The sequence below is a fragment of the Streptomyces sp. NPDC006691 genome (genome assembly GCF_042869955.1).
Taxonomy (GTDB): Bacteria; Actinomycetota; Actinomycetes; order Streptomycetales; family Streptomycetaceae; genus Streptomyces.
Window position 1 is genome coordinate 332,875 of record NZ_JBIAGW010000004.1, and the last position, 24,987, is coordinate 357,861.

Consider the following 24,987-nt stretch of genomic DNA (forward strand, 5'->3'; position numbering starts at 1 on the left):
CCGTCAGCGCCGATGCGCCGTTCTGTCGAGGCGGGCCTGCACGGCGTTGCGGACCAGAGCCAGAACCGTGTACTCCGCCGCGGGCGGTATGCACACCGCCCGGTTGTAGTGCAGATGCAGGATCGACGGCAGGGGAGTGGCCCGCCCCTCCTCGGCGGTGAGGCCCTGGCCGAGACCGCGCAGAACCCGCCCGTACTCGCCGAGTGCTTCGGCGCGGACCGCCGACGCCGAGGCCAGCGGGCCGGGACCGATGAGACGCGCCAGCGTCGGGGCGGCGGCGGGGGCAGCGGGCGTGCAGAAGTCGGGGCGGCCATCGTGGAGTTGGCCGAGGAGCTGGTCCAGGAGGCGCTGCCGATTGCGGGAGGACGGGGTGTGCGGAACGCGCGGATACCGCGCCAGCAGCCAAGGAGCCCAGGGCTCGGGGCCGGCCACCGCGCTCAGGGCGTCGAGCTGGTTGACCGCGCACAGGACGACCGGATCGCCGTGGAGCGAGCCTTCGCGCAGTGCGGCGAGTTGCGCCGACACCAGCTCGCTGTCGGCCTGGAACGCCCTCTCGGCGGCCTCCAGCGCCTGGGGGCCGCCATAACGGGCCGTCTCCGGGCGGTACTCGTCCAGAACCACGCGCCGCAGGAGTCCCGCGGCGCGCAGCCGGTCGGCCCAGGCGTGCAGTCGCGGCAGCGCCTCGCGCGCGAGCCGCTCGGGACTGCCGTGGAACCGCACCCGCAGCTGGGGATCCGGGTCGCCGTACCGAAGGAAGAACCAGCGGTCCACGTGCTCGCCGAGGTGTGCGAGCAGCTCAGGCAGGTGGGCCGCGATCACTTCGTCGTGCCGTTCGTACGCGATGTACAGCTTGGCGTAGAGCCAGGGGCCGCCCACGAGGTGCGGCGGTTCGACGAGGTGCGGCGTTCGCCGGGGGCGGGACGCGGCGACCGGTCGACGGGTGAACAGCGGGAAGACCACCTCGTTCGCATGCGCACCGGCCGGACCCGTCAGCCAGCCGTCCCCCGGCTCGGGGCCTGCCGGACCGGGCAGGAAGGGCGCCTCCTCCAGGGTGACCGGCAGTCCCCGGGCCGCCTCCCGCCGGATCAGCTCCACATGGGCGGGACGGCTCGAATCGATCTCCACGCGCTGGTCGCCGGTGCCGAGGAGCACGCGGCGCGGCAGCCCGGACCGCTCGGCCCAGGTCGCGAACTCCTTTGCCCAGGCGGCCGGTTCGGGCGTCGCGGGTGGGCAGAGGCCGGCACCGAGGCGCCAGCGGGCGGCGGCCAGCACGGTTCGCCCGTGCCGGACGCGCGGCAGGAAGGGGGCTGCCGACAGTGCACCCCAGTCCCAGCTCCGCCAGGGCCGTACCCCGGTCAGCGGCAGCTCGGTGAGGAATCGGGCGAGATTGGGGGCGTGCCGTTCGAACTCCAGCATGTGGAAGGAGAGCGGCACGATCTCACTGTCCCGGCTGAGCGAGATCAGTCGCAGACGGCGGTCGTCGGCCACCACCGCCAGGTCCGACGGGTCGATGCTCAGCGGATCGGCGGGATCGGCGTACAGGCCGACGGGCAGCCGATGGGCCGTCCAGCGCGGCAGCCGCGTGATGTTCTCGCTGCGGAACGGGGAGGGACGGCACTCCAGTTGCGCGGTCAGCGCGGGTGAGTACCGCAGGGCGGAGCGCCGTGCCACCTCGCCCAGCAGATCACCTTCGGCCGGCCCCAGAGCATGGGCGAAGCGGGTCGACGCGGCACCCGCCAGGTCCGAGCCCGGCCCCGTGGTCAGCCACAGGCGGAAGTCTCCCGCATCCAGTTCGGCCGTGCTCCGGGCCAGGAGACGGGCGGGGAAGTCCGTGGAAGGCGGCGGCCCGGGGGCGTCCTCGCCCTCGGGGGTGCGGTCGAGCCGGCGGATCGACTCCGCGTCGAGTTCCACCTCCTGGCTGCCCGTACGGACCGCCTCGAAGACCAGGTCCGCGAGCAGTCGCGCACGCTCCGGCGCGTCGGGACAGGGAGGCGCGGCGCTGCTCTGCCGCAGTGTCGGTGGGTGCCGATAGCCCTGCGGTGGGCCGAGGCCGGTGTCCGGATCGAGGAGTTCGCGGACCGGGACCGCGACATCGGTCCCATAGGTCTCAATGAACTCCTCATGGAAAGACGTCAGTTGGGCAGGCGGGCCGGGTGGCGAGACTCGCCACAGGGCCTCCGCGGCCCGTTCCGCTTCGCGTGTCACCCCGTCGGGCAGCAGAATGTCCGCGTCGGCTGCCAGGTCCACCTGGATCGGCGTCGTTTCGCCGGGCAGCAGTTGGCTCATCGTCCTACGGGCCTGGTCCAGCGCGCGGAGCGCGGTACGCGGTGGGGCGGTGCCGTACCGGGCGAGTGAGGCACGTACCTCCCGCAGGACGGACAGCTCGGGCACGCCCGGGATGCCGTCGAGCCGTTCGAGCACGGCCCCGATCGGATCCTCCTCGTGTGCGGCGGGACGCGCTTCCGTCAGCAGGAATTCCCGCCGCACCAGCGTGACCAACGCGGCGTCGACCGCTTCCTGGGCGAAGCGCGAGACCAGTGATTCCCTCAACTGTCCCAGCCGGACCGGCCGTTGGGCCATCCGGAGAGCGGATGAGGTCACCTCGGTATGCGGCAGTCCTATCTCGAAGAACGTGTCCCGCTCGGTTCCCCGGACCAGCCGCTCGGTCTTGAGGGACGCCACATGGCTCAGTACGAGCCGGTCGCCGCGCACGGTGGCCAGGGAGTTGGCCACCACCCGAAGCCGGTCGGCGACTTCGGGGCGCTGTTCCCACTGGGAGACCAGGGTGAGCAGCCACTGTGCGTCCGGGCGGACACCACGCCGATGGGCCGCGCCCAGGGCGACCCGCGTGTTCTCGCCCGGCGCGCCGACGCGGGCGAGCGCCACGGCCGCGAAGGTACCGAACGGAGTGGGGCGCGAAGCCATCCGCAGCTGGTAACCGACCACGGCACGCACGGCCTTGCGCAGCGCGGCCGGGCCGGGGCGCGGGCCGGTACGCAGGTGGTCGAGCCGTTGCCTCAGCGAGGGGCTGGACAGGGTGATCGCTTCCAGGAGGAGCTCGTCCCGGGCGGCCGCGGTGAGGTAGTCGGCCAACTGGTCGCTCTCGTCCGGGGATCCGGGTTCCACGGGCACTCCGTACTGCCGGACCAGGTCGCGTGGGCGTACGGGCAACCGGACCGTCACCGTCTGCGCGCAGGAGAAGATCGGCGGTTCGGCGGCGGGCATGGCTTCTCCTCGGCAAGCGGACGCGTGAATGGGGGAAGGGGGCGCGTCACAGGGCGGGGTGTGTGACGGAAGGGGGTGTGCCACGGCAGGCGGTGGGTGGCGGCAAGGTTGCGTCACATGCAGGGCGCGGGTGCGTCATACGGCCCGCAATGCGCCCCGTGCACGGGGCCACAGCAGAGGTCCCATGGCGACACAGCAGCCCGCCACGCCCACGGCCAGCAGGGTGTCGTCGAGGCCGAGGACGGCCGTCGCGGGTCCGGCCAGGGCCATGCCCAACGGCAGGGAGGCGAAGGAACCCAGGAAGTCCCACGCGCTCACCCGGCCCAGGGTCTGGGCAGGCACCTCGCGCTGCAAGGCGGTGGACCACAGGGTGGCGAACACCGCTTCCGCCGCGCCGAGCAGACCGTAGGCCGCCATCACCAGCCACGACGGGCCGTGTGCGGCCATGCCGAGGAGCGGGAGGCAGAAGGCCGCCGTCGCGGCCGAGCACAGCAGGACCGGGTACCTGGGTGCCCAGCGCAGCATGAGCATGCCGCCCAGGACCGCGCCGATCCCCGCGCTGGTGAGGAACGCGGCGTATCCGCGCGCTCCCGAGTAGTCCGCCTCGGCGGCGAGGGGGGCCAGCACCTGCATGGGCCCGAGGGCCAGCAGATTCAGCACGGCGGCCTGGCCGATGACCAGGAGGAGCCAGCGCCGGCCCACGACTTCGGCGAGGCCTTCGCGCAGTTCGCGCCGGAATCCGCGGACCGGTGTGCCGGGTGGCGCCGCGGCGACCGGCACCGGGAGCCGGTACAGGAGAGCCGCCGCCAGGAGGCAGGACGCGGCGTCGGCGGCGATCGCCTGTGCGGTGCCGAAGACGGCCGCGCACCAGCCCGCCAGTGCCGGGCCGACGATCAGGCTCAGCGACAGCCCGGTGCGCAGTACGGCGTTGGCGCGCCGCAGGCCGTGCGCGGGGACCACGCGCGGCAGCGTCGCCCGCGCCGCGGGACCCATGACCCCGCTCGTCAGACCCCGGGCGAACGACAGCGCGCCGAGCGCCCAGAGCGTGCCGGTGCCCGGCCCCGTCGCCAGCAGCAGGAAGGTGACGGTCTGCACCGCACCGCACGTCAGTTCCGCGGCGACCATCAGCGACCGGGGGTTCCAGCGGTCGGCGAGTCCGCCCCCGGCAAGCACGCTCGTGAGCGTGCCGGCCACGGTGGGGGCCGTGACGGCGGCGACCGCGCCGGCCCCCGCACCGGGCAGACCGGCCACCGCGAGGGCGAGTGCCACCGTGGTGAAGCTGTCGCCCACCGTCGAGATCCAGGTCGCGAGCGCGAGGCGGGCCAGCGGCCCGCGTGCCTCCTCGGGTAGGTCGTCGCGGTCCGCGGACCGGGCCGACGGGTCGAGCGAAACGTCGCTCACGTGGAGCTCAGTTTGCCGCTGAGATACATCAAGTCCAGGAGCGCGGCGTCCACTTCATCGCCGATCCGTGTCTCGGCGAGAGCCGCTTCCGGGGTGAGCCGTACGTCGTAGTCGCAGGCGACCCAGCGCGGAGCTATGACCTCGTCGGCCAGATAGCCGGAGCGGGCGTCGCCGACCTCCCAGCCTTCCTTGCCCGCCGACTCCCAGCAGCTGTAGAGGGTTCCGTCGGCGTTGACGACGGCACCGGTCGCGCCGCCGCGCAGCGCGCAGTAGGGGCAGCGGCTGATGGACTGGGGCAGCGGGACGGAGAACCCGTGCGACAACGCCCTGGCGTTCCATGCCTTGCGCCGCTGGGCCAGCGCGGCGGTGGCCGCGGGGGCGTACGCGTAGCCGACTCCCACGTCGTCCACCGTGGCGAAGCTGATCGCGCACCGCTGGGTGGGCGTGTGGGCCGCGAGGTCGTCGATGAGTGCGTCGATGCCGTCGATCGAGGGAGTGGCCACGTTGATGCGGAAGTGCCAGGCGATGTCGGTCGCCTCGGCGCTGCGCGAGACGTTCCGCACGATCTTGTCGTACGTGCCACGGCCCATCCGGTTCACCCGGCTCCGGTCGTGGTGCTCCTGGGCCCCGTCGAAGGTGATCTGCACCCGGCCGAGCCCGAGCCCTTCGAGGGCGCGCGCGGTGTCGGCGGTCAGCAGGGTGCCGTTGGTGATCATCTCGGCAGAGGCGAGCCCATGGGCTGCGGCCCGTTCCAGGAGCGTGTAGCAGCCCTGGCGGTTGAGCAGCGGTTCACCGCCGAAGAGCAGCAGATGCAGTTTGTCGAGGTCGGCCGCCGCCATCCGTTCCCGGGCGAAGCCCAGGATCTCGTCGATGACCGGAGCGCCGATGTTGATCTGCGGAATGCGCGGCGGACGGTACGTACCCTCCGGAGCGGCCCCGGTGTTCTGGAAACAGTAGGCACAGCCCAGGTTGCAGGCGCTGCTGGTGAGCACGGTGAGATGGAAGCGGTCCACCGGCGGCGCGGCGAAGAAGCCCGTGCCGTCGAGTTCGGCCCGTGCTCCGGCGGTGAGTGTGCCGTCCTCGGTCACGGCCGACGACGGCAGCTTGGCCACCTTCCGGCCGGACAGGCACCACCAGTTCGCCTCTCCTCTGATCAGTCGCATGGTTCCTCGTCTCGGCACGGCTGGGTGGGGAATGCCCGGGAAACGACTGAGCCCGGGCAGGGCCCACCGCAGTGGCGGGCCCTGCCCGGGCCGGTATCAGCGAGCCTTGGTGCCGGTCCGGACGCCACAGCTGTCAGCGGCTTCCTCGGTGTCGAAAACGACGATGGTCTCCTCGGTGTGCTCCATGATCAGTACTTCCTTTCCATGAAGGGAAATGGTGATTGGTGCACCGGCCGTCCGAAGACGACCGGAACTCGTGGGTCAGCCGGTGACCGGCCGACGGGCGATGACGATCGCCTTGTGGTGCCGCTCCTCGTCGAGCGTCTCGTCGACGGCGGCCGTCCCGGGGCGCATGCCGTAGACGGCGAGGACGTCGAGCCCGGCCGAGCGCAGCGTCGAGCGCAGGAGGGGCTCGGGATGGTGGCGCTGCACGTGCGGAGAATCGAAGCGCCGCCACAACGGGCCGGCGCCGTCCCGGGCGAAGACCGTGAGGTCGGCGCGGGCGAGACCGCCCGCCGGATGGTCGCGCGGGCAGTGGCCCTGCCAGACGAAGACCGTGTCCGTTTCCTGTGTCACCTCGTCGCAGGCGTACCAACTCCGGTACGTACGAAGGGTGTTAACGTCGAACACCAGGAGTCCGCCGGGCCGCAGGGCGCGCGCCGTGCCGGCCAGGGCGTCGGCGAGCTCCGCGTCGTCGATGAGGTTGTTCACGGCGTCGTCCATGCACAGCACGACGTCGTGATCCGAACCCGGCCCCGGCAGGCCGCGCATGTCGCCCTGCCGGAAGGAGATGCCCCGGTTCGCCTCCTTGGCGCGCGCCTTGGCGATCATCGCCGCGCTCAGGTCGACGCCGGACACCTCGTAGCCCAGATCGCGGAACGCCGTCGTGCTCTTGCCGGTGCCGCAGGCCACGTCCAAGAGGCGTTTGCCCGGTACCCCATGCCGGTGCAGCAGATCGTCGAGGAGGGCACACCACCGCGGATAGTCGTCGTGCCGGGTGAACAAGTCGTAGAAGCGGGCGAGTGGTTCATAGGTCGCCAGGGCATGCGCGGCGCCGCCCGTCTCCTCAACTGTCATTCGTTCTCCCCGGGTTGGGCTTCAAGGGTCGGAGGTCCTCCGGTGACCGGGTCTGCTTCCCGGGGCCGGCGTGCTGTCCGTGGTCATCACTCTGCTGGGCGCCGGCGGGCCATCGGTATCTGTCATTCGACCGGTCCCCGGACGGCCGGGTGACGGTAAACGGATCGTCAAGTCGGCGCGGAGGCTGACGGGACCGGCACTAACAACCCGCTGGCGTCGACCGCTAGAGCTTCGTTAGCGGACGATGAAAGCCTTTTCTGCGCCGCAGTCCGTAGCGCGTCCCGTGGCCTTTCGGGGCGCGCCACGGATCGGGCGACCGTCAAGTCCGCACGAACGCACAACGGTGTGTCGGGGGACACGCCGACGTCCAGCACGAAGCGACCCGTAGAAGGTGAGCATCGCCATGTTGGCAGGGCGAGACCGAGAGATCCGAGAACTTCTGCGGCTCATCGACGCCGGACCCGGACGGAGTCTACGAAGCAGTGCCGTACTCCTGCGCGGCGGGGCCGGCATCGGCAAGACCGCGCTGTTGAGGAGCGTGGCGCGGCAGGTGGAACCACCCGCCCGGGTCCTGTGGGCGGACGGAACGAAGAGCGAGGTCGAGCTGCCCTACGCGGGATTGCACCAGTTGCTGCATCCCTTGCTCCCGGCGCTGGGGTCGGTGCCCGACCGGCAGGCCGACGCGCTGCTCGGAGCCTTCGGCATGAACGCTTCCCCCGCCGAGCCGCTCCTGGTCGGCCTCGCCGCCCTTGCCCTGCTCACCGAAGCCGCCCGGCAGGCCCCCGTGCTGCTGCTCGTGGACGACGGGCAGTGGCTGGACGCGGCATCAACGGCCGCGCTCACCTTCGCCGCACGCAGACTCGGGTCGGCGCGGGTGGCCATGGTGCTCACGGTCCCCGACGACGAGCAGCCGCGCGTCGGCATCGCGGGAGCGCGCGAGCTGCGGCTGGGGCCGCTGCCCACGGCGACCGCACGGCGCCTCCTCGACGAGTACGCGCCGGGGGCGGCTCCCTCGGTGCACAGGCGTCTCCTCGACGAGGCCCAGGGCAATCCGCTGGCCCTGGCAGAACTCCCGTCCGCGCTCAGCGACGACCAACTGACCGGCGTCCAGGCGCTGCCCGACCAACTGCCGCTCAACGAGCGAGTACGGCAGATCTTCTGCGGCCGTGCCGCCGCATACGGTTTTCCCCTGCTGCTCGCGGCGGCAGAGCGCGACGGGGACCTGCCCACCCTGCTCAGCGCCGCCGACGACGAGGACGCGGCCATGGACGCACTGACCGGTGCCGCCCAGGCGGGACTCATCACCCTGCACGGACAACAGGTCCGGTTCCGCCACCCGTTGATGCGCTCCGCCACCTACCAGGGAGCCCCGCCCAGCCGACGCCGGGCCGCCCATCGCGCCCTGGCCGACGCTCTCGACCGGGGCGACGACCGTCGCGTCTGGCATCTGGCGGCCTACGCCACCCAACCCGACGACTCCGTCGCCCGGCTCCTGGCGAACCTCGCCGACCGTACCCGGCGCACCGGCGGCGTGACGACCGCGGTCCGTGCGCTGCGCCGGGCCGCGACGCTCTCCTCCACTCCGGCCGGCACGGCACGGTGGCTGGTGGAAGCCGCGGAATGCGCCTGGGCGGCGGCCGAACCGACGCAGGCCCGGGCGCTCCTGCGGGACGCCGAATCCCTGGCCAGGGCACCCGAGTTACGGGCCCGGGTAGCCCGCGTGCGCGGGGCCATGCTGCACGCCGGCAGCGCGCTCACCCCCGCGTGCGACATCCTGATGCAGAGTGCCCGGCTCGCCCGGTCCCCGGCGCCCGAACTGGCGGCGGAATCACTGCTGTTGGCGGCCCGGGCCGCTTGGGGAGCCAATGAACCCGCGAAGCTGACGGAGATAGCCGATCTGCTGGCCGGGCTCGCCCTGGAGAAGACAGCGGCCAGAGCCCAACTTCTCTACCAGTTACGTCGGGTGGGAAGTATGCCCACGGACCCGGCACCGGCCGACGGTTCGGCGGTACGGAGTTCTCCTCCCGGCGAGGAATGGCCGACGACCTCCTGTCTCGGGCCACTGGTCTGGCCTCCCCTGTTCGTGCCGTACCTCCTGGGAGACGGCGAGGCCGGCCTTGCGGCGCAGCGGCGCACCCTGGAGTCCCTGCGCGCGGCGGGCGCCGTCGGGGCCATGCCGGTGGCGCTCACCTCGCTCGTGGCCGCGCAGCTGGTGACCGGCCAATGGGCCGACGCCGTGGCGCTCGGCCAACAAGGACTCACCCTCGCCACCGATACCGGCCAGGTCACCGCCCGCTGCCACCTCCAGGCCCTGCTGGCGTGCCTGGCCGCCGCCCAGGGCGACTCCGCCCGCTGCCACGAGCTCACCGAAGCGTCCCTGGCGGAGTCGATCCCGCGCCGAGCCGCCTCCGCCGCCGCCATAGCGCGCTGGGCACAGGGCCTGGACGCCCTCGGCGCCCGCCGGCCGCGGCAGGCCGTCGGTCCGCTCAGCGAAGTCACCACCCCGGGCGGCACCGCCGAACACTTCATGCTGAGCGGACTTGTCCTGCCCGACCTGGTCGAAGCGCTGGTCCGGGTGGGACAGAGCGAACGGGCGGCGGCGGCACTCCGGCAGTTCGAGGAACGGACCGACCCCGACAACGCGCCCTCGCTCCGCTGCGTATGGCACCGATGTCGGGCTCTGCTCGCCCCGGGGGAGGACGCCGATCGCCACTTCTGTGACGCACTGGCCGCTCCCCACGCATCCGGATTCGAGACCGGCCGAACCCATCTGCTGTACGGACAATGGCTGCGCCGCCACCGCCACATCACGCCCGCCCGCCGCCATCTCCACCAGGCCGTAGAGCACTTCCACGCGCTGGGGGCGGCCCCGTGGGCGGAGCAGGCCAACACGGAACTGCGCGCGGCAGGCGTACTCGACACCGAACCGTCCGCCAACGGCCGGGGACTCACCCCGAGAGAACTCCAGATCGCCCGTTACGCGGCCCAGGGCCTGACCAACAAGGACATCGGCTCCCGTCTGTTCCTCAGCCCTCGTACGGTGGGGTACCACCTGTACAAGATCTACCCGAAGCTCAACATCACCTCGCGCCGCCAGCTCCCCCATCTTCAACTGGACTGAGATGGGCGGGAGTTGAGTGACAACGGAGACAATGACAGAAAGCCGTCGGCTTGCCACCATGGCCTCATGGAGACCACGCCCGAGTCCAAGCAGCACCGCTTGCTGATCACTGTCGACGACGATGCCGACGCACTGATGTCGCTGCACGACTGGCTACGGCACGAGGACGAGCTGCGCGGCCGGGTCAGCTGGGAGGCCTCCCGCGAGGGAACCGACGGTGAGATGGGCGGAGTGCTCGACGTGCTCGGCATAGCGCTGGGCTCGGGCGGGGCCGGCGCGGTGCTGGCCCGCTCGCTGTCCACCTGGCTCACCCACCGTCACATCGACGTCAAGATGACCGTCACGGCATCCGACGGCCGCAGCGTCGAGTTGGACGCGCACCTCCTCCAAGGCGATGTGCAGGCGCTGGTCCGTGAGGTGGGGCGGCTCGCCGACGGGCCCGGGGGGCCGGGATGAGCCGGTTCCCCGACCCGGCCCGGTCACGCGCCGTCCTGATCGGGGTCAGCCACTTCCCGGAGTCCTCGCAACTGGCGGACCTTCCGGCCGTGCGGGAGAACGTGGCGACCCTGTGGCGCCGGCTCACCCACGGCGCCACCGGTGTACTGCGGCCAGAACACTGCGAGGTGGTGGACCCGGCCGGGACCACCGCGGACATCGGCCGCGTCATCAGCACCGCTGCCGAACAGGCGACGGACATGCTGTTGGTCTACTACGCCGGCCATGGCCTGGTCGACGAACGGGGCCGGCTGTATCTGGCGACGCACAGCACCCGCTCGCAGGCGCCGAAGTACAGCGCCCTCAGTGTCGACCTCTTGCGTGAGGACCTCGGGGGCAGCGGTGCGGCCGCCCGCGTCCTCATTCTCGACTGCTGTTTCTCCGGCCGGGCCATCGAGGTCATGACGGGTGAGCAGGACCTGGTCGACGGGCAGCTCTCCATCGCGGGCACGTACACGATGAGCTCCACCACGGCCAACGCTCCCTCCTTCGCCCCGGCGGGCGAGCGGTACACGGCGTTCACGGGCGCGTTCCTGACGGCGCTCGACAGCGAGCGGCCGCTGTCCCTCGACGAGGTGTACCGGAGCGTCGCCGCGGAGCTCCAGTCCCGGGGCCTGCCCCGGCCACGGCAGCGGGCCACCGACACCGCTGCGGATCTGGCCCTCACACGTGGTCCGGCCGAGCCGGATCCGGCTTCCGCCGCACCGGTCGCCGGTATTCGTTTCCAGCGCGAGCGCGCGGCAGCGAAGCCTCTAACCGCGGGCCTGGGAAAGGCCGTTGGGGTCATGTCCCTGTTCTCGACCGCTGTTGCCGTGCCCCTAGCGGTGGCGAACCACGATCTGAACTGGCTGATGGCGATTCCCGTGTGGGCCGGGTTCCAGACCTTGTTCGTGGCACTCATCGGAGCTCGGGTTCTCCACTCGACTCCTCGGGACGCGGAGCTGTTGATCGATCCCTCCGGCATCACCGTGACCGTGCGCCTCAGGAAGTCGGCCACCGTCCGCAGCGCGCACACCCCCTGGAGGGACATTTCTCATGTAGGAGTCCTGCCGCCCAGGCGAGGGTCGGTCAACCCGAAGGCGACGAAGGTGTACGAGGGTGCCCATCTCCTGGTGGTCCGTCCGCGGCCGGGCGTCCCCTACGGCACGACCAAGGGGGGCTTCTTCTCCGACCAGTTGCACGGGCTCGGTTACCGCGTGATCGGGACGGTCGGATCCTTCAGCGCTACCGGTGATCAAGTCCTGGCCGCACTGGACCGGTTCGCCGGTGACCGGGTCCTGCGCGGCACGACGGATCTGCTCGCCCGAGACCCCCGCGTCACACCCTCGATGCTCTGACCGTCCCGAACCCTGCGCGCGTCGTCGGCGTGCCGACTGCGACGCCGTGCCGTGCTGCGGCCGACCGGTGGTGCCAGGTGGTGCGGGGAGCTTGCCGGACCCGTGTCCGGAGATGGGTAGCGTTGTGCCGGTCGCGCTGGACGGCCAGTGCCGACGCGAGACGGGCCCCGGACCTCGTGGCCCGATGGAAATGGGAGTGTGGGCGATGAGCAGCAATCTGGAACGGCCTGTTGTTGAGGTTCCCCGTGGCCAGGCGCCGCAGTTCCTGGAGATCAAGGATCTGTGGGTGGGGGAGGGCGACGAGGCCGTGAAGGGGAGCCGCGTCTCCGTGCAGTACGTCGGGGTCGCACACTCGACGGGCCAGGAGTTCGACGCGAGTTGGAACCGGGGCGAGCCCTTCGAGTTCGACCTGCTGGCCGGGCAGGTCATCAAGGGCTGGGACATGGGGGTGAAGGGCATGAAGGTCGGCGGACGGCGCCGGCTGGTCATCCCCGCGCACCTGGGCTACGGCGACCGCGGCGCAGGACCGGCGATCCGCCCCGGCGAGACCCTGGTCTTCGTCGTGGACCTGCTCGCGGTGAAGTAGCCGAGGCAGCGTTCGGCGTGCGGCGGGCCCCTGCCCAGGCAGGGGCCCGCCGGGTTTTTCGGGCGGAACTCCGCGAGGGCCGTCGGCCGGGTGCGGTCAGGAGCGGAGCCGTACCGGAACCGTGCCTGGTGAGGAGCCACAGAGCACCTGTCCGCGTGCTCCGCTTGCGAGGAGAACAAAGGCCCACCTGTACCCGGGAATCCTCCCGTCATGTGAGGCATCAGTCTCCGGATTCGTCTCCCTTCGGCACCGTGTGAAGGTGATGTGGGCGGGCAGTCGGCGTGAGAACCCGGTCCGCGCAGGGACAGCCAATGGTCCGAAACCGCTGATGGTGTCGGAAATGGAAGAATTCCCTGCGCTGCCCGTCCCTGGGTCGTGACAAGGCTCCAGGTATTCAGCTGATGGGCCGCGGCGCATATGAGCTCGACGATTTCCATGCGTTGAAGCGGAATTGCGTCTGGTGGCCGGCGGGGGCATCCGGGTTCTCGGGGTCGGAGTCGGCGTTGGAAGTCGAAACGTCGATATCGGCATTCGTCCGAACAGAACTGAGGTGCATCGCATGAATGACAACGCCAAGATAGGGGTGGCCGTTGCGGGTGGATACCTGCTCGGCCGCACCAAGAAGGCTCGCCTGGCTCTGGGCCTGGGCATGTATCTGGCCGGGAAGAAGCTGAGCCTCGACCCCAAGCAGCTGCGCCAGATGGTCATGGACAATCCGGTGCTGAGCGGTCTCGGCGACCAGGTGCGCACGGAGCTGGTGGGCGCGACCAAGAGCGCCGCGACCGCCGCGCTGACCAAGCGCGCCGGGTCGCTGGCCGACAGTCTGCGCGACCGGACCCAGCTCCTTCAGGGGCAGACCGGCTCCGCCAAGGGCGAAGAGGACGAGCCGGAGACCGAGCGGCCCGAGCCGGAGGACGAGTCCGAGGAGCAGGGCGAGGACGACGAGGCGGAGCAGCACGACCGCGACGACGACTTCGAGGACGCCGACGAGGAGCAGTCCGCGAAGGCGCCCCGCCGCAAGACCGCCGCCCGCGCGGGCGGGAAGTCCACCGGGAAGTCCACCGGTACGTCGCGGACGCAGGCGAAGGCGTCGGGCAAGGCGTCCGATGACGAGGACGCCGAGCGGCCGCGTCGCAAGGCCGCGAACGGCTCGCGCAGCAGCTCCGGAAGCGCCCGCGGTACTGCCCGCAAGGCCTCGGAATCGTCGGGTCGCAAGGCCCCGGCGCGCAAGACGGCCGCCCGTAGGACCTCCACCCGTGGGGGCGACGATGCCTGAGCGGACTCCGGACTCGATCAAGGACCGGATCGCGGGCCACCCCGCGGCCGGCCGCCTCAAGGAAGAGCTGGGGAACTACCTCCAGACGCGCGCGGAGCACGCGGTCAGCGGGCTCGGAGAGAAGCTGGGCAACAGCCTCGCCAAAATGGGTGAGGGCCGCAGCGGTGACGGCGACGGCTCGTCCGGCGGGCTCATGAACGCTCTGGCCAAGGGAGGAAAGGTCCTCGCGGACGGCGGCTCGCCGGCCAAGGCGGCACTCTCCGCGGGCGGCGGCGTGCTCAAGGACAAGGTGACGGGGCTCTTCGGCAAGGGCAGGGGCAAGGGCGGCGGCGGCTCCAAGAGCGTCAACATCGTCGAGGACATCGACGTCGGTGTGCCCGTGCGGGAGGCCTACAACCAGTGGACGCAGTTCCAGGAGTTCAGCACGTTCGCCAAGGGCGTCGTGAGTGTCGAGAAGAGCGACGACACCAGCAGCAACTGGCGGGTCAAGGTCGCCAAGTCGACTCGGAGCTGGAAGGCGAACGTCACTGAGCAGATACCCGACGAGCGCATCGCCTGGACCACCGACGGGGCCAAGGGGACGGTCAAGGGTGTCGTCACCTTCCACCCGATCACGGACAACCTCACCCGGGTACTGCTCAACCTTGAGTACTTCCCGCAGGGGCTGTTCGAGAAGACGGGCAACATCTGGCGTGCTCAGGGCAGGCGGGCGCGGCTCGACCTGAAGCTGTACCGCAAGTTCATCATGATGCGCGGCGAGGCCACGGACGGCTGGCGCGGAGAGATCCGTGACGGCGAGGTCGTGGTCGACCACGACGACGCGGTGGCGCGGGAGGAGAACGGCGACCAGGTCGGCCCGGACGACGACGAGAACGACGGCCACGCCGCCGACTCGAACGAGTACGTCGATGAATACGCCGATGAAGACGCTCCGGACGACGGAACCGAAGGCGATGCAGCGGCCGAGTACGAAGACGAGGACGACGTCGACTACGTCTACGAGGACGCGGACGACGACGAGGACGAGGGCCGCGACGACGATCGGGCGGCGCGTGCCCGGGCCGACGACGACGAGTACGAGCAGGACGAACTCCCCGAGGGCCACGGCGACGGCCGGGCGGACGGCGCCGACACCGAGGAAGACGACGGCGAGGACGACGGCGAGTTCGACGACCTCGATGACGAGGACCTTGAAGACCTTGAGGACGACGACCACCCGGAGGACGACGTCCACGAGGCAGAGCGGCCCGACGAGGACGAGGACCAGCCGCGGAGGCGGCGTACTGCTTCCCGACGCTGACCGCTGACCTTTGACCCCTGACCGCTACACCGGTCATCGGTCGCCGCTGGGTGCGTCCGCGCAGCAGGGGGTCGAGGCGGCAGTACCGCATGACCGCCCCAGTCAGCAGCAGTCCTGGGGACCAGCTCCGGTCCGGCCCCGCGGGGCCCTCGCGCGCTACCCGCGCATCCGTCATGCATGCGTTGACCCAGCCCACATATTCGGCGCCGGGGAAGAGGCATATGACGTCCGAAGGCGGGCAAGCGGCCACGACACGCACATCGGGAAAGCCGTTCCCGTACTGCACCAGCGAAGCCGAAACCACCAGCGAAAGGAGCACCACATGGCCTCCGAAACAGCCTCGGACACGACGGCCGAAAAGACTTCGGAAAGAAGCAGGGCGAGGCCGGCGTCGACGAGCGGGAAGTCGGAGTCGCGCGAGGGCGAAAAGCCCCGGCCGCGGACCAAGCGGGCTCCCGCGAAGCCGTCCATGCGCGTGGTGATGAGCAACGCGGTCGAAGAGCTCTGCGAGCTTCTGCGCTGCCCCTCCGGTTCGGTGTCGGCCATCAAGCCGTCCGATTCCGGATGGACGGCGGACATCGAAGTGATGGAGCTCGAAAGGATTCCAGACACCAGCAGTGTCATGGCTTCCTATCGTGTGCAGCTCGACGAGCGTGGGGAACTCACCGGGTACGAGCGCACCCGGCGCTATCAGCGCGGCGCGGTGGACCGCTGAGTGCATCGGACGCTCGACTGCGCATTCTCCGCGTCCCGCTCCCATGAACCCCGTACCGAATCGTGTGGCGAAACAGCAGCAGCCACCAACAACAGGAAGGCCTCGTCATGACCGTGGTACCGCAGGCAAACGCGCCGACCGGAGGATCCGGCGGCGGATCCTCCGGCCTCTACGACGTCCTCGAACTGGTCCTGGACCGCGGCCTGGTGATCGACGCCTTCGTCCGTGTCTCCCTGGTCGGCATCGAGATCCTCAAGATCGACATCCGGGTCGTGGTGGCCAGCGTGGACACCTATCTGCGCTTCGCCGAGGCGTGTAACCGTCTGGACCTGGAGTCCGGCCAGAAGGCTCCCTCCAAGATCACCGACTTGATCGGCGATGCCACGGAGAGCGGGGCCCACGGCAAGACCAAAGGGGCACTGAGCGGTGCGGTCGAGGCGATATCCGACTCCCTGAAGGGCGGGGGCGACGACGATGACCGTGAGCCCGCTCAGCGCAAGTCGTCCTCCGGTACCCGCCGCACCACCAGCCGTCGTCGAGAGGCCTGATCCGTGTCCACATACATCTACGCCATCCTCCCTGCCGACCGACCCCTCAACCTGGACGGTCTCCAGGGTGTCGGCAAGGAACCGACCGCGCTCCGGACGCTCAGCAGCGACAAGCTGACCGCTGTCGTCAGTGAGGCCCCGGAGGACCTGCGGGCCAAGCGCCGTGACGTCCTGGCCCACCAAGCGGTCCAGGAGCGCCTGCTCGCCGACGGCTCCGTCCTGCCCATGCGCTTCGGGCTCGTCGGACCGAACGACGAGGCCGTGCTCGCCGAGCTCGACGCGCAGGCCGACGCGTACCTCCACCGGCTGGAGGCGATCGGCGACTGCATCGAGTACAACCTCAAAGCCTCGCGGGACGAGAGCGACCTGCTGCGTGAGGTGGTCGCCGAGTCGGACCAGGTGCGCGACCTCAACGAGCGCACCAGGCAGAACCCCCAGGCGCAGGGCGACAAGGTCGCCCTCGGCCAGGCGATCTCCCAAGAGGTCGAGCGACTTGAGAAGCGTGACGCGAGCACGGTCATCAACGGACTCGCGCCCTTGGCGCAGCAGTACGCGACGGCGGACGTGCCGCAGTCGCACTTCCTGAACGTGTCGTTCCTGGTGCCCCGTGCGTCCGCCGCGGCGTTCTGCGACCGCGTCGACGAGATGGCGAAGCACCTGGAACCGGTGTTCCAGCTGAGCCTGCGCGGTCCGCTGCCGCCCTACAGCTTCGTCTGAGGTTCGCCCCCGGAAAGGAGGCCGGACCCAACGCATGGGATTTGTCTCGCAGTTGCTCACCCTGCCCATGGCTCCTCTGCGCGGAACCTTCTGGGTCCTGGAGCAGGTGACCGAGACGGCGGAGCGTGAGTACTACGACCCCGAGAAGGTGCGCCAGGAGCTGGCGGTGTTGGAGGGCGAGCTCCTGGCAGGCCGTATCGACGAGGACGAACACGACCGCCGTGAGGACGAACTCCTGGACCGCATGGAGGAGTTCAAACGAAGACAGCAACAACTCGGCTGAGCGCCAACCGCCTTGAGCGGAACGAAGAGAGGCCACCATATGTCTGAATCCATCTCCGGGCGGCTCGGCGGCTCGACCGGGGTCTCCCCCTACGGACAGCCGCAGGGATCGTCGGCCAACCTGGCGGACATCCTGGAGCGCGTGCTGGACAAGGGCATCGTCATCGCCGGTGACATCAAGATCAACTTGTTGGACATCGAGCTGCTGACCATCAAGCTCCGGCTGCTCGTCGCCTCCGTCGACAAGGCCAAGGAGATGGGCATCGACTGGTGGGAGCACGACCCCTCGCTGTCCTCGCGCGCGCACGCACAGCCCGCCGCTGCCGGGGCGGCCCCCGCACGGGATGGACTCGAAGCCGAAAACGCCCGCCTGCGGGCCGAGTTGGACGAACTGCGTGCCGCCGCCGGGCTCCCGGCCGGCGAGCGGGGCGAGAGGGCGGAGGAGGACCGCAATGCCTGACCACGGGACAGCGTCGCCGGTTTCCCTTCCGGCGAGCGGAATCGACCGGCTCTGGTACGTGTACGCCGTGGGCCGTGCCGAGGAGGAGCTGAGGGCCGTGGCGCGTGAGACGTCCGGCCTCTACGGCGAGCCGTTGCATGCCATCGAGTACGAGGGGCTCGCGGTCCTGGCCTCGCCCGTGCCGGCTGCGGACTTCCACGAGCAGGCGCTCAAGGCCCAGTTGGAACAGCTGGACCGGCTGGAGACACTGGCCCGGATCCATGACGGTGTCGTCGCCCAGGCCGGAACCCGGACCACGGTGCTGCCCATGCGGCTGGCCACCGTGTACGTGGACACCGAGCGGGTCGCGGAGATGCTCAGGCAAGGCTCCGACCAATTCATCTCCCTGCTCGATCATTTGACGGGCCATCAGGAGTGGGGGGTCAAGGTGTATGCGCTGGCTGCCCCGGCAGCCCGGCCTCCCTCGCCGGTGTCGCGGCCGTCGGCCGGGTCCGAAAACCCCGTCAGTCCTGGCCGGGCGTTCCTTCAGGAGCGGCGAGCGCAGCGTCGTAGCCGCCAGGACGCGTTCCGCGCCGCCGGTGCCGTCGCCGCCCGGGTGACAGAGGCAGCGACGGCCTTCGCCCGCGACCGCGTCGCCCACCGGCCGCAGCAGGGCGGCCCGCTGGCGACGAAGACAGGCGAGAACATCAGCAACGAGGCCTATCTCGTACCGGCCGAGCACGCGGCGGCCTTCCGCGACGAGCTGACGGCGCTGGGTGACGCGGCGGCAGGGGTGCACGTGGAGGTGACCGGGCCCTGGGCTCCCTACTCCTTCGCCACTCCGGGGAACGCGGCGGACGCATCGGACGCATCGGACGCATCGGACGCGTCGGATGCCGGCCGGGGCGCAGAGCGCGGCCGAAACGAGGGCGAGGGCCGAGACCGTGTCGAGTGAGCCCGCATGGGCCCGGAACGAGGGGGATGAGGATCTGCTCGGCGGCCGGCAGGTGGCCCTGATCGACCTCCTCGACCGGCTGCTCAACGGCGGCGCCGTCCTGACCGGCGACCTCGTCCTGTCGGTGGCGGACGTCGATCTCGTACGCATCAACCTGCGGGCCGTCATTCACTCGATCACTCCGGACAGCCCCTCTCCCTGGTGAGACGGGCGCCACGCCCAGGGGCCGTCGGCCCACAGGAGGCAGACCCATGACAGACCCGCGCCAGACCGATGACGCGGCGGCGGCCGAGGACGACGACTTCCGGCGTGCGTTCGAGCTCCTGCCGTCCGTGTCCGAGGGCCTCAGGGCCGACCCCGCACCGCCGGGATCCGGTTCCCCCTCCGCGCGTCTGCACACCGATCCCGACACGGTCGAACGCGACCTGATCCGGCTCGTGCTCACCATCGTCGAGCTCCTGCGTCAACTGATGGAGCGCACCGCGCTGCACCGGGTGGACCAGGAGGACCTGACCGAGGATCAGGAGGAGCGCATCGGGCTGACCCTGATGATCCTTCAGGACCGCATGGCAGAACTCTGCGACCGCTACGACTTGACCCCGGAGGACCTCAACCTGGACCTCGGCCCCCTGGGCAGCCTGTTGCCCCGGAACTGAGCGGCCCGGCAGTCCGCGCCAAGAGGCCAAGAGGTCAAGAGGTCAAGAGGTCAAGAGGTCAAGAGGTCAAGGGGGCACTGGACCGGACCCGGAGGGCGTCCCCGCCGGACCCGTCCCGCAGGACTCCGACCGGGTGGCAGCGAGGCGCCGTGGCTGTGGCCGACCGTGCTCGGCCCGCCCCGGCCGTCACACTGTCCCGTGTCCACCGCAATCCCGGATCTCGGAGCCGTGTGATGACCCAGCCCTGCCCCGGACCGGCCGGAGCGACCACGTTCCTGGCCGAATGCGGCACCACGCACCTCTTTCCAGGGGCCCGCTGCCGCGTCCACGGACTACAGGACCCCGCTGCCTTCGCGGCCGACCCGTGGCCGGTCGAACTGGAACTGCGTCTGTCCGACGACGTGGTGACGGAGGCGGAACTGCGCACCACGGATGCGGTGGGCCCTGTACTCACCGTCCCGCCCTACACCACCGGTGCCGGAACCGCCATCGAAGCCCGCACGTGGCTGATCAGGGAGTTCACCCGAAGGGGAGACGACGTCGAGCTGACCGTCGGGAGCCGCGCCTCGACCTGAGGAGTGCCGAGTCGGCGGGGGCCCTCATGGTGTTACGACACCCCGGCCGAGGTCGTGGAGCGCCTCCAGCAGGGCTGGTGAGGGCCGGTTGGGGCAAGAAAGGGGCGTCGACGTGTTCTGGAAACCGCTCAGGGCGCTTGGGTGTTCTGGGGGATCCGCGACGGTTCCCAGACCGAGCAGTCGTGGGCGAAGAGGACGCGTCGCGGGTCGAAGTCGGCGAGCCGTTCCAACCAGGGCTGGTAGGGGGGAAGAGGCTGCTCCACGCCGTGAAGCGCCGCTTGGCGGGCCAGCTGCTCGGACGCGAAATGCGAGGCGAAGTCGTACGCCTGACCGGCGAGGACCACGGTGCCGTCCGGTTGCCGGAGAACCAGCGACTGGTGTCCCGCGGTATGTCCTGGTGTCGGAATGATCCGGACTCCCGGCCAGACCTCGGCCTCACCGGAGAGTTCCTCGTAGCGCGCGGAGGGGAAATCCAGGAGTTCGTCGAAGGTGTAGTCGCCCTTGCGGGCGGTGGCCAGCTCGACATCCTGGACCAGAATGGGCTTGCCGCCCATGAGGGGGTTCCCGCCGCAGTGATCGAAATGAAGGTGGCAGTTCACGACGAGGGAGATGTCCGCAAGGGCAACTCCGGCCGAGGACAGGGCATCCCGCAGGTCCCGGCGTCGGGGACGGTAGTGGGCTTCGGTCTCGGGGTCTGCCGTGCTGATGCCGGTGTCGAAGAGGATCAGGCCCTGCTCGTGCCGCACCAGGTAGGCCAGCACGGGTTCGACCCGCGGTTGCGGGGTCCCCGTCTCCTCCGCGGGCCGTATGAAGTATCCCAAGTCGAGCCGTCGTACGGCCGTGTTCCTACCCATTCGGCCAGCCTGGCACATCCCGGTGTTCTGATCCATCCCTCCGCAGAAGCCGCACACGAGCACCGTCAGTGGCCGCGCCGCTTGCCCGTCACTCGGCGAGGTTCAGCTGCCAGGAGACGCCGAAGCGGTCGTTCACCCAGCCGAACTTCGCGCTGAAACCGTAGGAGCCCAAGGGCATGAGCTCCGTGCCCTGATCAGCGAGCGCGCCGTACAGGCGGTCAAGCTCGGCCTCGGTGTCGCATTCGACGAACAGTGACATCGCCGGCGTGAATCCGAAGCCGTGCTTGACATGGCTGTCGATGCACATGAGCCGCTGCCCGGCGAGCGTGAACGTGGCACGCTCGACCGTGCCTGGCTCACCAGGACCGTCGGCCCCGTAGCGGGAGATCGCGACGACCTCTCCGTCGTCGAACAGCGACGTGTAGAAGGTCAGCGCCTCCTCCGCCCGTCCTTCGAACATGAGGAATGTGGTGATCTTCTGCGGCATCGATGCCATGGCCCTGCCCTCCGGATGCTGAAGTCGGCCCCCGAAGACGAGGCTAGGGCCTGCCTCTGACAACGCCGCGTCCCAACACCGCGAGGTCGCCGTCCGATGGGGGAAACACCGAGGGCTTCGGAGGGATCCGGCTTCGGGCTGCGTGCCCATCCCGCGAGCTCGTGGCAACCCGTTTCCCGCCGCCCCGCGGGGGTGAGCCGGCGCGTCGGCTTCAGGGCCCCCCGAACGCCGTGTGTGTCCCGAAGCGAGCGGTGCGTCGTCAGGGGCCAGACTTGAGGAATCGGGTCCGGCTCAGCCCGGAGCGCCTGCGACGTAAAGGAACGACATGACCTGGGCATCTTGGACCACGGTGGGCATCCACGTCCTCCCCGGCGTAGTACAGGCCGAGGGATTCGGGCAGATGCAGGGCGACCTCACCATCCACACCACCTGGTCGGAGCACGAGGCACACCTGGCCGTGCAGTATTCCGGCGCCTCCGACTGGTACACCCTCGTCGGGAGCCCCGTGCCCTGCCATTCGGAGGAGGACAGCCGCGTCTACCACCAGGCCGTCGTCGACGGTGTGCGTGAGGGAGAGCGGGCGCAGGACGTGCTGAAGAAACTCTCCCGTACGGCCTGACGGAACGGCTCGACGGAACGGCCTGGGGAATCGGCCTGACGGCTGCCCCGTGTGCCCGCAGCTTCTCGATGTCCATCAGCGGCGTGCTGTGCCGGGCAGCGCGCGAGCGCAGGAAGCGAGCGCAGGAAGTGCCCAGTGCGGGCGAGGAAGGCGTCGGCGTCCTGGGTGAGGTGCCAGTCATCCGGAGGCATCGTTCATGCTCCCGGATGACCCGGACTCGGGGCCGGTCCTGCAACACCTCCGGCCACGTCCCGTTGCCTCGAATCTTCCGAACGTCGTTCTCCTGGGCGTGGGTCAGCCGCGCTGCCACAGGGCCGGGACGTTGGGTGGCTCCCACCCGGTGATGGCGGTATGGGCCTGGAGGCAACGGTAGGTGGAACCGCCGTAGGTGACGACGTCGCCGGCGTGATAAGGCGTGCCTGCGGCCCAGGTCCCGGACGGAGGAGGTGTGGTGGGTGGTGTGGTCGGGTCCTGGGGAGCGTCCAGTACGAAGTCGAACGTGGCCGCGCGCGCCGGGCCGACCTGGCGGACGTTCATGAGCAGGCGCGCGTCGAAGATGGAGTCGGTACTGTTGCGCGGCTCTCCGGGGAAGTACAGCTGCGTGGTGACGATCGGCTGTCCGGGGGACTGGAGCTTCACATGGAGGTGCCGCGTGCGGCCCGGGTACAGCCCCGGCACGATCGTGGTCAGGCTGAACGCGCCCTGATTCGTGCTGAATTGGTGGCCGCGGAAGGTGTAGCCGGCGTTGTCGTAGTCGCCGTTGTCGTCGGCCTGCCAGAAGTCGAGGAGCGCGCCGGTGATCGGCCGGCAGGTGCGGCTGAAGACGTACCCGGTGACGGTCAGCCGTGTTCCCGGTGTGCTGTCGGTGACCAGGGAGGTGCGCAGCGGCGAATTGGGTTTGAAGTACGGGCCTTCGATCTGCTCGACGGTCGGCTCGTCCCCGTCGTGGCATTGGGGAGTCGCGTCCAGCGGCCTTGTCGTCGCTTTCCGGTCGCGGGCCAGTGCCACGCCGCCGCGGGCGACCAGGGGAGCCGCGCCGAGCGCGGCCGCGGCGCGCAGGACCGCTTTGCGACTCACCCGGGGGGACGTGGCGCTTGCGGTGGGCACTTCGAGCGGTTCTTCGGGAACGGGCATCGCGGACCTCCTGTGGCGGGGCGGGGGTCGGGTGTGGGGTGTGCTTGCCGGCCGGGCCCGTTGCTGCGGGTCGGCCGCCCCGGCCGGGACCGGTCGGCAAGCTGTGGGGGTGCTGACAGCGGTGTCTGGCGGCTACGGTCAAGCTATGCGCTGTCCGGACAGGCGGCGATGGACTGCACCCGGGGATCGTGGTGATTTCCTGCGGCGTCCGCCCGGAACTCGCCGGGTGACATGCCGGTCTCCCGCCGGAAGAACCGGCAGAAGTAGGCGGGATCCTCCACCCCGACCATGGCTGCGACCTGACGTACCGTCAATTCGGTTCCCACGAGCAGGCGTTTGGCCTCAAGGGTGCGCTGCCGACGGATCAGACCACCTGGTGTCAGGCCGGTGGCCTGCCGGACCAAGGTCTGGAGGTGGCCCGGTGAAATGCCGAGCTCGTGCGCGTACGACTCCACCGACCGGCGGGTGCCGCCCGGCAGGGCGACGAGCCGGGTGAAGTCCGCCGTCGCTTCGGTCGCCCGGTTGCGGGTCGCGAGTCTTTCGGCGGGTGAACAAGTACGCAGCGCTCGGAGAATGAGGAGGTGCAGACTGGCGCGGAGCAGTTGGTGGTAGCCGGGCTGGAGCGCCCGGTACTCGCCCTCCATGTCGGCCAGGAGTGCTTCGATCGGCCCGGACTGGTTCCCTGGGTCGTGGCCCGGTCCGGCGGACAGTGTGCGTAGCGCGGCCGCGTCCTGCGAACGGGAGAGCAGGAAGTCCTCATTGAACAGAACCACGTGTCCGGTGAGCTCCACAGCGCTCTCCCAGTGGTGAACCTGACCTGGCGCGATGACGCACAACTGCGGTGGTTCGAGCGGCCGTTGGGCCGAGTCCAGCACATGGGCGCCATGGCCGCCGGTGACGTAGACGATCTCGTAAAAGGTGTGCCGATGGGGGAAGTTGGCGCGCGAGAGCGCCCCGATCGTGTCGAAGGTGCCGATGGCGAAGGGCAAGAGGTGCGGCAGGGGGACGTCCAAGCGATGCAGTGGGATGTCGAAGCGCCGGGTGTTCCGTGGCTCGTCCATCGTCGCAGTCTGGGACAGTGGGCATTTGCAGGTCCAGACCAATCGCCGCAATCGGGCCATGCTCGCCGTCCCGAGCGTCCCCGGGCCGAGCACACGGACCGGGCTACCCCTGGCGGCCTGCTGTTCTTCGCTGTTCTTCGCGCACGAGCTTGAGCTCCCTGCCTGGTGGCAGCCCCACTCAGAGGAAGACGCGGGCGATCTTCAGCCAGGTCTCCGCGTCCTGGCCGGTCGCCGTTAGTTCGGTCCGGGACAGTGGCCGGCGGTGAGTGACGCGTAGGCAGAAGTCCAACGCGCTGCCGCGCACCTGCTGGGCCGCGTCCCGCGCGCCCCACGTCCAGGTCTGGCCGTCCGGGCCGGTCAGCTCGACGCGGAACTGCTCTGTGGGCGGCGCCAGTTGGGCGGCGGCGAACGACAGGCCCACCCCTTTGACGCCCAGGAGGGCCACTGTCCTCAGCCGCGTCGTCGCGGGATGCGCGACGCCCACGGTGTCGAAGACGTCCTGCCCGTGGGCCCAGGTCTCCATCAGCCGCAGAGGCGCCATCAGCGCGGGGGTCACCGCCGACCCGAACCACGGGAACCCGGCGTCACGCGGTACCGCACGCAGCGCCGCGACCACCTCGGACCGGCCGGAGCGCCACTGTTCAAGCAGCGCGGCACGCGGTTGGGCCGCGGCGTCGGCGGCGACGTCGTCCGCGTACCGGCTGCCTCCGGCCTCGGCCTGCTTGCTCACCGGGCCGAATTGGTCGGGGGTACGCACGGCGATCAGTAGGTTCGCGTCCGCGGCGGCGAGGTGGGCGACCTGGTGCGCGATCGTCCAGCCCGCCGCGGGTGTGGGCCGCGTCCAGTCGTCCTCCGCGGACACCAGGTCGTCGAGGAGATCCCCCTCGGCGGCCAGCTCCGACAGTACGAGGTCGTCGTCCACGTCGGAGACATCGATGTCGTAGTTCAGCACACG

Annotated in this window: 25 protein-coding genes; 16 read left to right on the top strand and 9 right to left on the bottom strand. The window is 70.3% G+C overall.

Annotated features, from left to right (window positions below):
• Positions 1-3: 3 nt before the first annotated feature.
• The 4 genes from ACFYNP_RS11635 to ACFYNP_RS11650 all read right to left on the bottom strand — a co-directional run bounded on the left by ACFYNP_RS11635 (position 4) and on the right by ACFYNP_RS11650 (position 6,866).
• Complete coding sequence (locus ACFYNP_RS11635; RefSeq protein WP_388784859.1) at positions 4-3,225, bottom strand: lantibiotic dehydratase; 3,222 nt, start codon at positions 3,223-3,225, stop codon at positions 4-6.
• A gap of 135 nt (positions 3,226-3,360) precedes the next feature.
• Positions 3,361-4,626 (bottom strand): MFS transporter, encoded by a 1,266-nt coding sequence (locus tag ACFYNP_RS11640; protein WP_388410231.1) that lies wholly within the window; start codon positions 4,624-4,626, stop codon positions 3,361-3,363.
• A complete protein-coding gene (locus ACFYNP_RS11645) occupies positions 4,623-5,789 on the bottom strand; it encodes a radical SAM protein (RefSeq protein WP_388784861.1) in 1,167 nt (388 codons plus the stop codon). The genes ACFYNP_RS11640 and ACFYNP_RS11645 overlap by 4 nt, the downstream gene beginning before the upstream one ends.
• 261 nt (positions 5,790-6,050) lie before the next feature.
• Positions 6,051-6,866: a class I SAM-dependent DNA methyltransferase gene (locus ACFYNP_RS11650; protein ID WP_388410226.1), complete on the bottom strand. Its 816-nt coding sequence runs from the start codon at positions 6,864-6,866 to the stop codon at positions 6,051-6,053.
• 403 nt (positions 6,867-7,269) lie between these two features.
• On the opposite strand from ACFYNP_RS11650, the gene ACFYNP_RS11655 reads away from it, so the two are divergent.
• The 15 genes from ACFYNP_RS11655 to ACFYNP_RS11725 all read left to right on the top strand — a co-directional run bounded on the left by ACFYNP_RS11655 (position 7,270) and on the right by ACFYNP_RS11725 (position 19,868).
• Entirely contained in the window at positions 7,270-9,987 is a 2,718-nt protein-coding gene (locus ACFYNP_RS11655; protein ID WP_388784863.1) for an AAA family ATPase, read from the top strand.
• A 66-nt stretch (positions 9,988-10,053) separates the two neighbouring features.
• Positions 10,054-10,443 carry a hypothetical protein gene (locus ACFYNP_RS11660; protein ID WP_388784865.1) on the top strand — a complete coding sequence of 130 codons (390 nt, stop codon included), beginning with the start codon at positions 10,054-10,056 and terminating at the stop codon, positions 10,441-10,443.
• Positions 10,440-11,819, top strand: coding sequence for a caspase domain-containing protein (locus ACFYNP_RS11665; protein ID WP_388784867.1), 1,380 nt, complete (start codon positions 10,440-10,442; stop codon positions 11,817-11,819). The genes ACFYNP_RS11660 and ACFYNP_RS11665 overlap by 4 nt, the downstream gene beginning before the upstream one ends.
• 205 nt (positions 11,820-12,024) lie before the next feature.
• On the top strand, positions 12,025-12,405 hold the full coding sequence (locus ACFYNP_RS11670; RefSeq protein ID WP_388410222.1) for an FKBP-type peptidyl-prolyl cis-trans isomerase: 381 nt from the start codon (positions 12,025-12,027) through the stop codon (positions 12,403-12,405).
• 559 nt (positions 12,406-12,964) lie between these two features.
• Positions 12,965-13,681, top strand: coding sequence for a hypothetical protein (locus ACFYNP_RS11675; RefSeq protein WP_388410220.1), 717 nt, complete (start codon positions 12,965-12,967; stop codon positions 13,679-13,681).
• Positions 13,674-14,981 (top strand): SRPBCC family protein, encoded by a 1,308-nt coding sequence (locus tag ACFYNP_RS11680; RefSeq protein WP_388784868.1) that lies wholly within the window; start codon positions 13,674-13,676, stop codon positions 14,979-14,981. The genes ACFYNP_RS11675 and ACFYNP_RS11680 overlap by 8 nt, the downstream gene beginning before the upstream one ends.
• Before the next feature lie 322 nt (positions 14,982-15,303).
• Positions 15,304-15,696 carry a gas vesicle protein gene (locus tag ACFYNP_RS11685; protein ID WP_388784870.1) on the top strand — a complete coding sequence of 131 codons (393 nt, stop codon included), beginning with the start codon at positions 15,304-15,306 and terminating at the stop codon, positions 15,694-15,696.
• 107 nt (positions 15,697-15,803) lie between these two features.
• A complete protein-coding gene (locus tag ACFYNP_RS11690) occupies positions 15,804-16,244 on the top strand; it encodes a gas vesicle structural protein GvpA (protein ID WP_388410212.1) in 441 nt (146 codons plus the stop codon).
• Between the two features lie 3 nt (positions 16,245-16,247).
• Positions 16,248-16,961, top strand: a complete 714-nt coding sequence (locus ACFYNP_RS11695) for a GvpL/GvpF family gas vesicle protein (protein ID WP_388410209.1) — start codon at positions 16,248-16,250, stop codon at positions 16,959-16,961.
• A gap of 34 nt (positions 16,962-16,995) precedes the next feature.
• Entirely contained in the window at positions 16,996-17,244 is a 249-nt protein-coding gene (locus tag ACFYNP_RS11700; RefSeq protein WP_388410207.1) for a gas vesicle protein GvpG, read from the top strand.
• A gap of 39 nt (positions 17,245-17,283) precedes the next feature.
• Complete coding sequence (locus tag ACFYNP_RS11705) at positions 17,284-17,703, top strand: gas vesicle protein (RefSeq protein ID WP_388410204.1); 420 nt, start codon at positions 17,284-17,286, stop codon at positions 17,701-17,703.
• Positions 17,696-18,637: a GvpL/GvpF family gas vesicle protein gene (locus tag ACFYNP_RS11710; RefSeq protein ID WP_388784872.1), complete on the top strand. Its 942-nt coding sequence runs from the start codon at positions 17,696-17,698 to the stop codon at positions 18,635-18,637. Before ACFYNP_RS11705 ends, ACFYNP_RS11710 begins: the two co-directional genes overlap by 8 nt.
• Entirely contained in the window at positions 18,627-18,842 is a 216-nt protein-coding gene (locus ACFYNP_RS11715; RefSeq protein ID WP_388410199.1) for a gas vesicle protein, read from the top strand. Before ACFYNP_RS11710 ends, ACFYNP_RS11715 begins: the two co-directional genes overlap by 11 nt.
• 46 nt (positions 18,843-18,888) lie before the next feature.
• The gene (locus ACFYNP_RS11720) at positions 18,889-19,293 is read left to right on the top strand and encodes a gas vesicle protein K (protein ID WP_388784874.1); all 405 of its coding nucleotides are present in this window, start codon (positions 18,889-18,891) and stop codon (positions 19,291-19,293) included.
• A gap of 233 nt (positions 19,294-19,526) precedes the next feature.
• Complete coding sequence (locus ACFYNP_RS11725; RefSeq protein ID WP_388784876.1) at positions 19,527-19,868, top strand: hypothetical protein; 342 nt, start codon at positions 19,527-19,529, stop codon at positions 19,866-19,868.
• Between the two features lie 128 nt (positions 19,869-19,996).
• Here the strand turns inward: ACFYNP_RS11725 and ACFYNP_RS11730 are convergent, their stop codons facing one another.
• Positions 19,997-20,722, bottom strand: coding sequence for an N-acyl homoserine lactonase family protein (locus ACFYNP_RS11730; RefSeq protein ID WP_388784877.1), 726 nt, complete (start codon positions 20,720-20,722; stop codon positions 19,997-19,999).
• 88 nt (positions 20,723-20,810) lie between these two features.
• Positions 20,811-21,218 carry a VOC family protein gene (locus ACFYNP_RS11735; protein ID WP_388410189.1) on the bottom strand — a complete coding sequence of 136 codons (408 nt, stop codon included), beginning with the start codon at positions 21,216-21,218 and terminating at the stop codon, positions 20,811-20,813.
• A 325-nt stretch (positions 21,219-21,543) separates the two neighbouring features.
• Here ACFYNP_RS11735 and ACFYNP_RS11740 point away from each other — a divergent pair, with 325 nt between their 5' ends.
• A complete protein-coding gene (locus ACFYNP_RS11740; RefSeq protein ID WP_100579141.1) occupies positions 21,544-21,837 on the top strand; it encodes a hypothetical protein in 294 nt (97 codons plus the stop codon).
• A 294-nt stretch (positions 21,838-22,131) separates the two neighbouring features.
• Here ACFYNP_RS11740 and ACFYNP_RS11745 read toward each other — a convergent pair whose 3' ends face one another.
• The 3 genes from ACFYNP_RS11745 to ACFYNP_RS11755 all read right to left on the bottom strand — a co-directional run bounded on the left by ACFYNP_RS11745 (position 22,132) and on the right by ACFYNP_RS11755 (position 24,984).
• The gene (locus tag ACFYNP_RS11745) at positions 22,132-22,971 is read right to left on the bottom strand and encodes a carbohydrate-binding protein (RefSeq protein WP_388784879.1); all 840 of its coding nucleotides are present in this window, start codon (positions 22,969-22,971) and stop codon (positions 22,132-22,134) included.
• 143 nt (positions 22,972-23,114) lie between these two features.
• Positions 23,115-24,032, bottom strand: coding sequence for an AraC family transcriptional regulator (locus ACFYNP_RS11750; RefSeq protein WP_388784881.1), 918 nt, complete (start codon positions 24,030-24,032; stop codon positions 23,115-23,117).
• A 178-nt stretch (positions 24,033-24,210) separates the two neighbouring features.
• Positions 24,211-24,984 carry a TIGR03084 family metal-binding protein gene (locus tag ACFYNP_RS11755; RefSeq protein ID WP_388784883.1) on the bottom strand — a complete coding sequence of 258 codons (774 nt, stop codon included), beginning with the start codon at positions 24,982-24,984 and terminating at the stop codon, positions 24,211-24,213.
• Between the last annotated feature and the right edge of the window lie 3 nt (positions 24,985-24,987).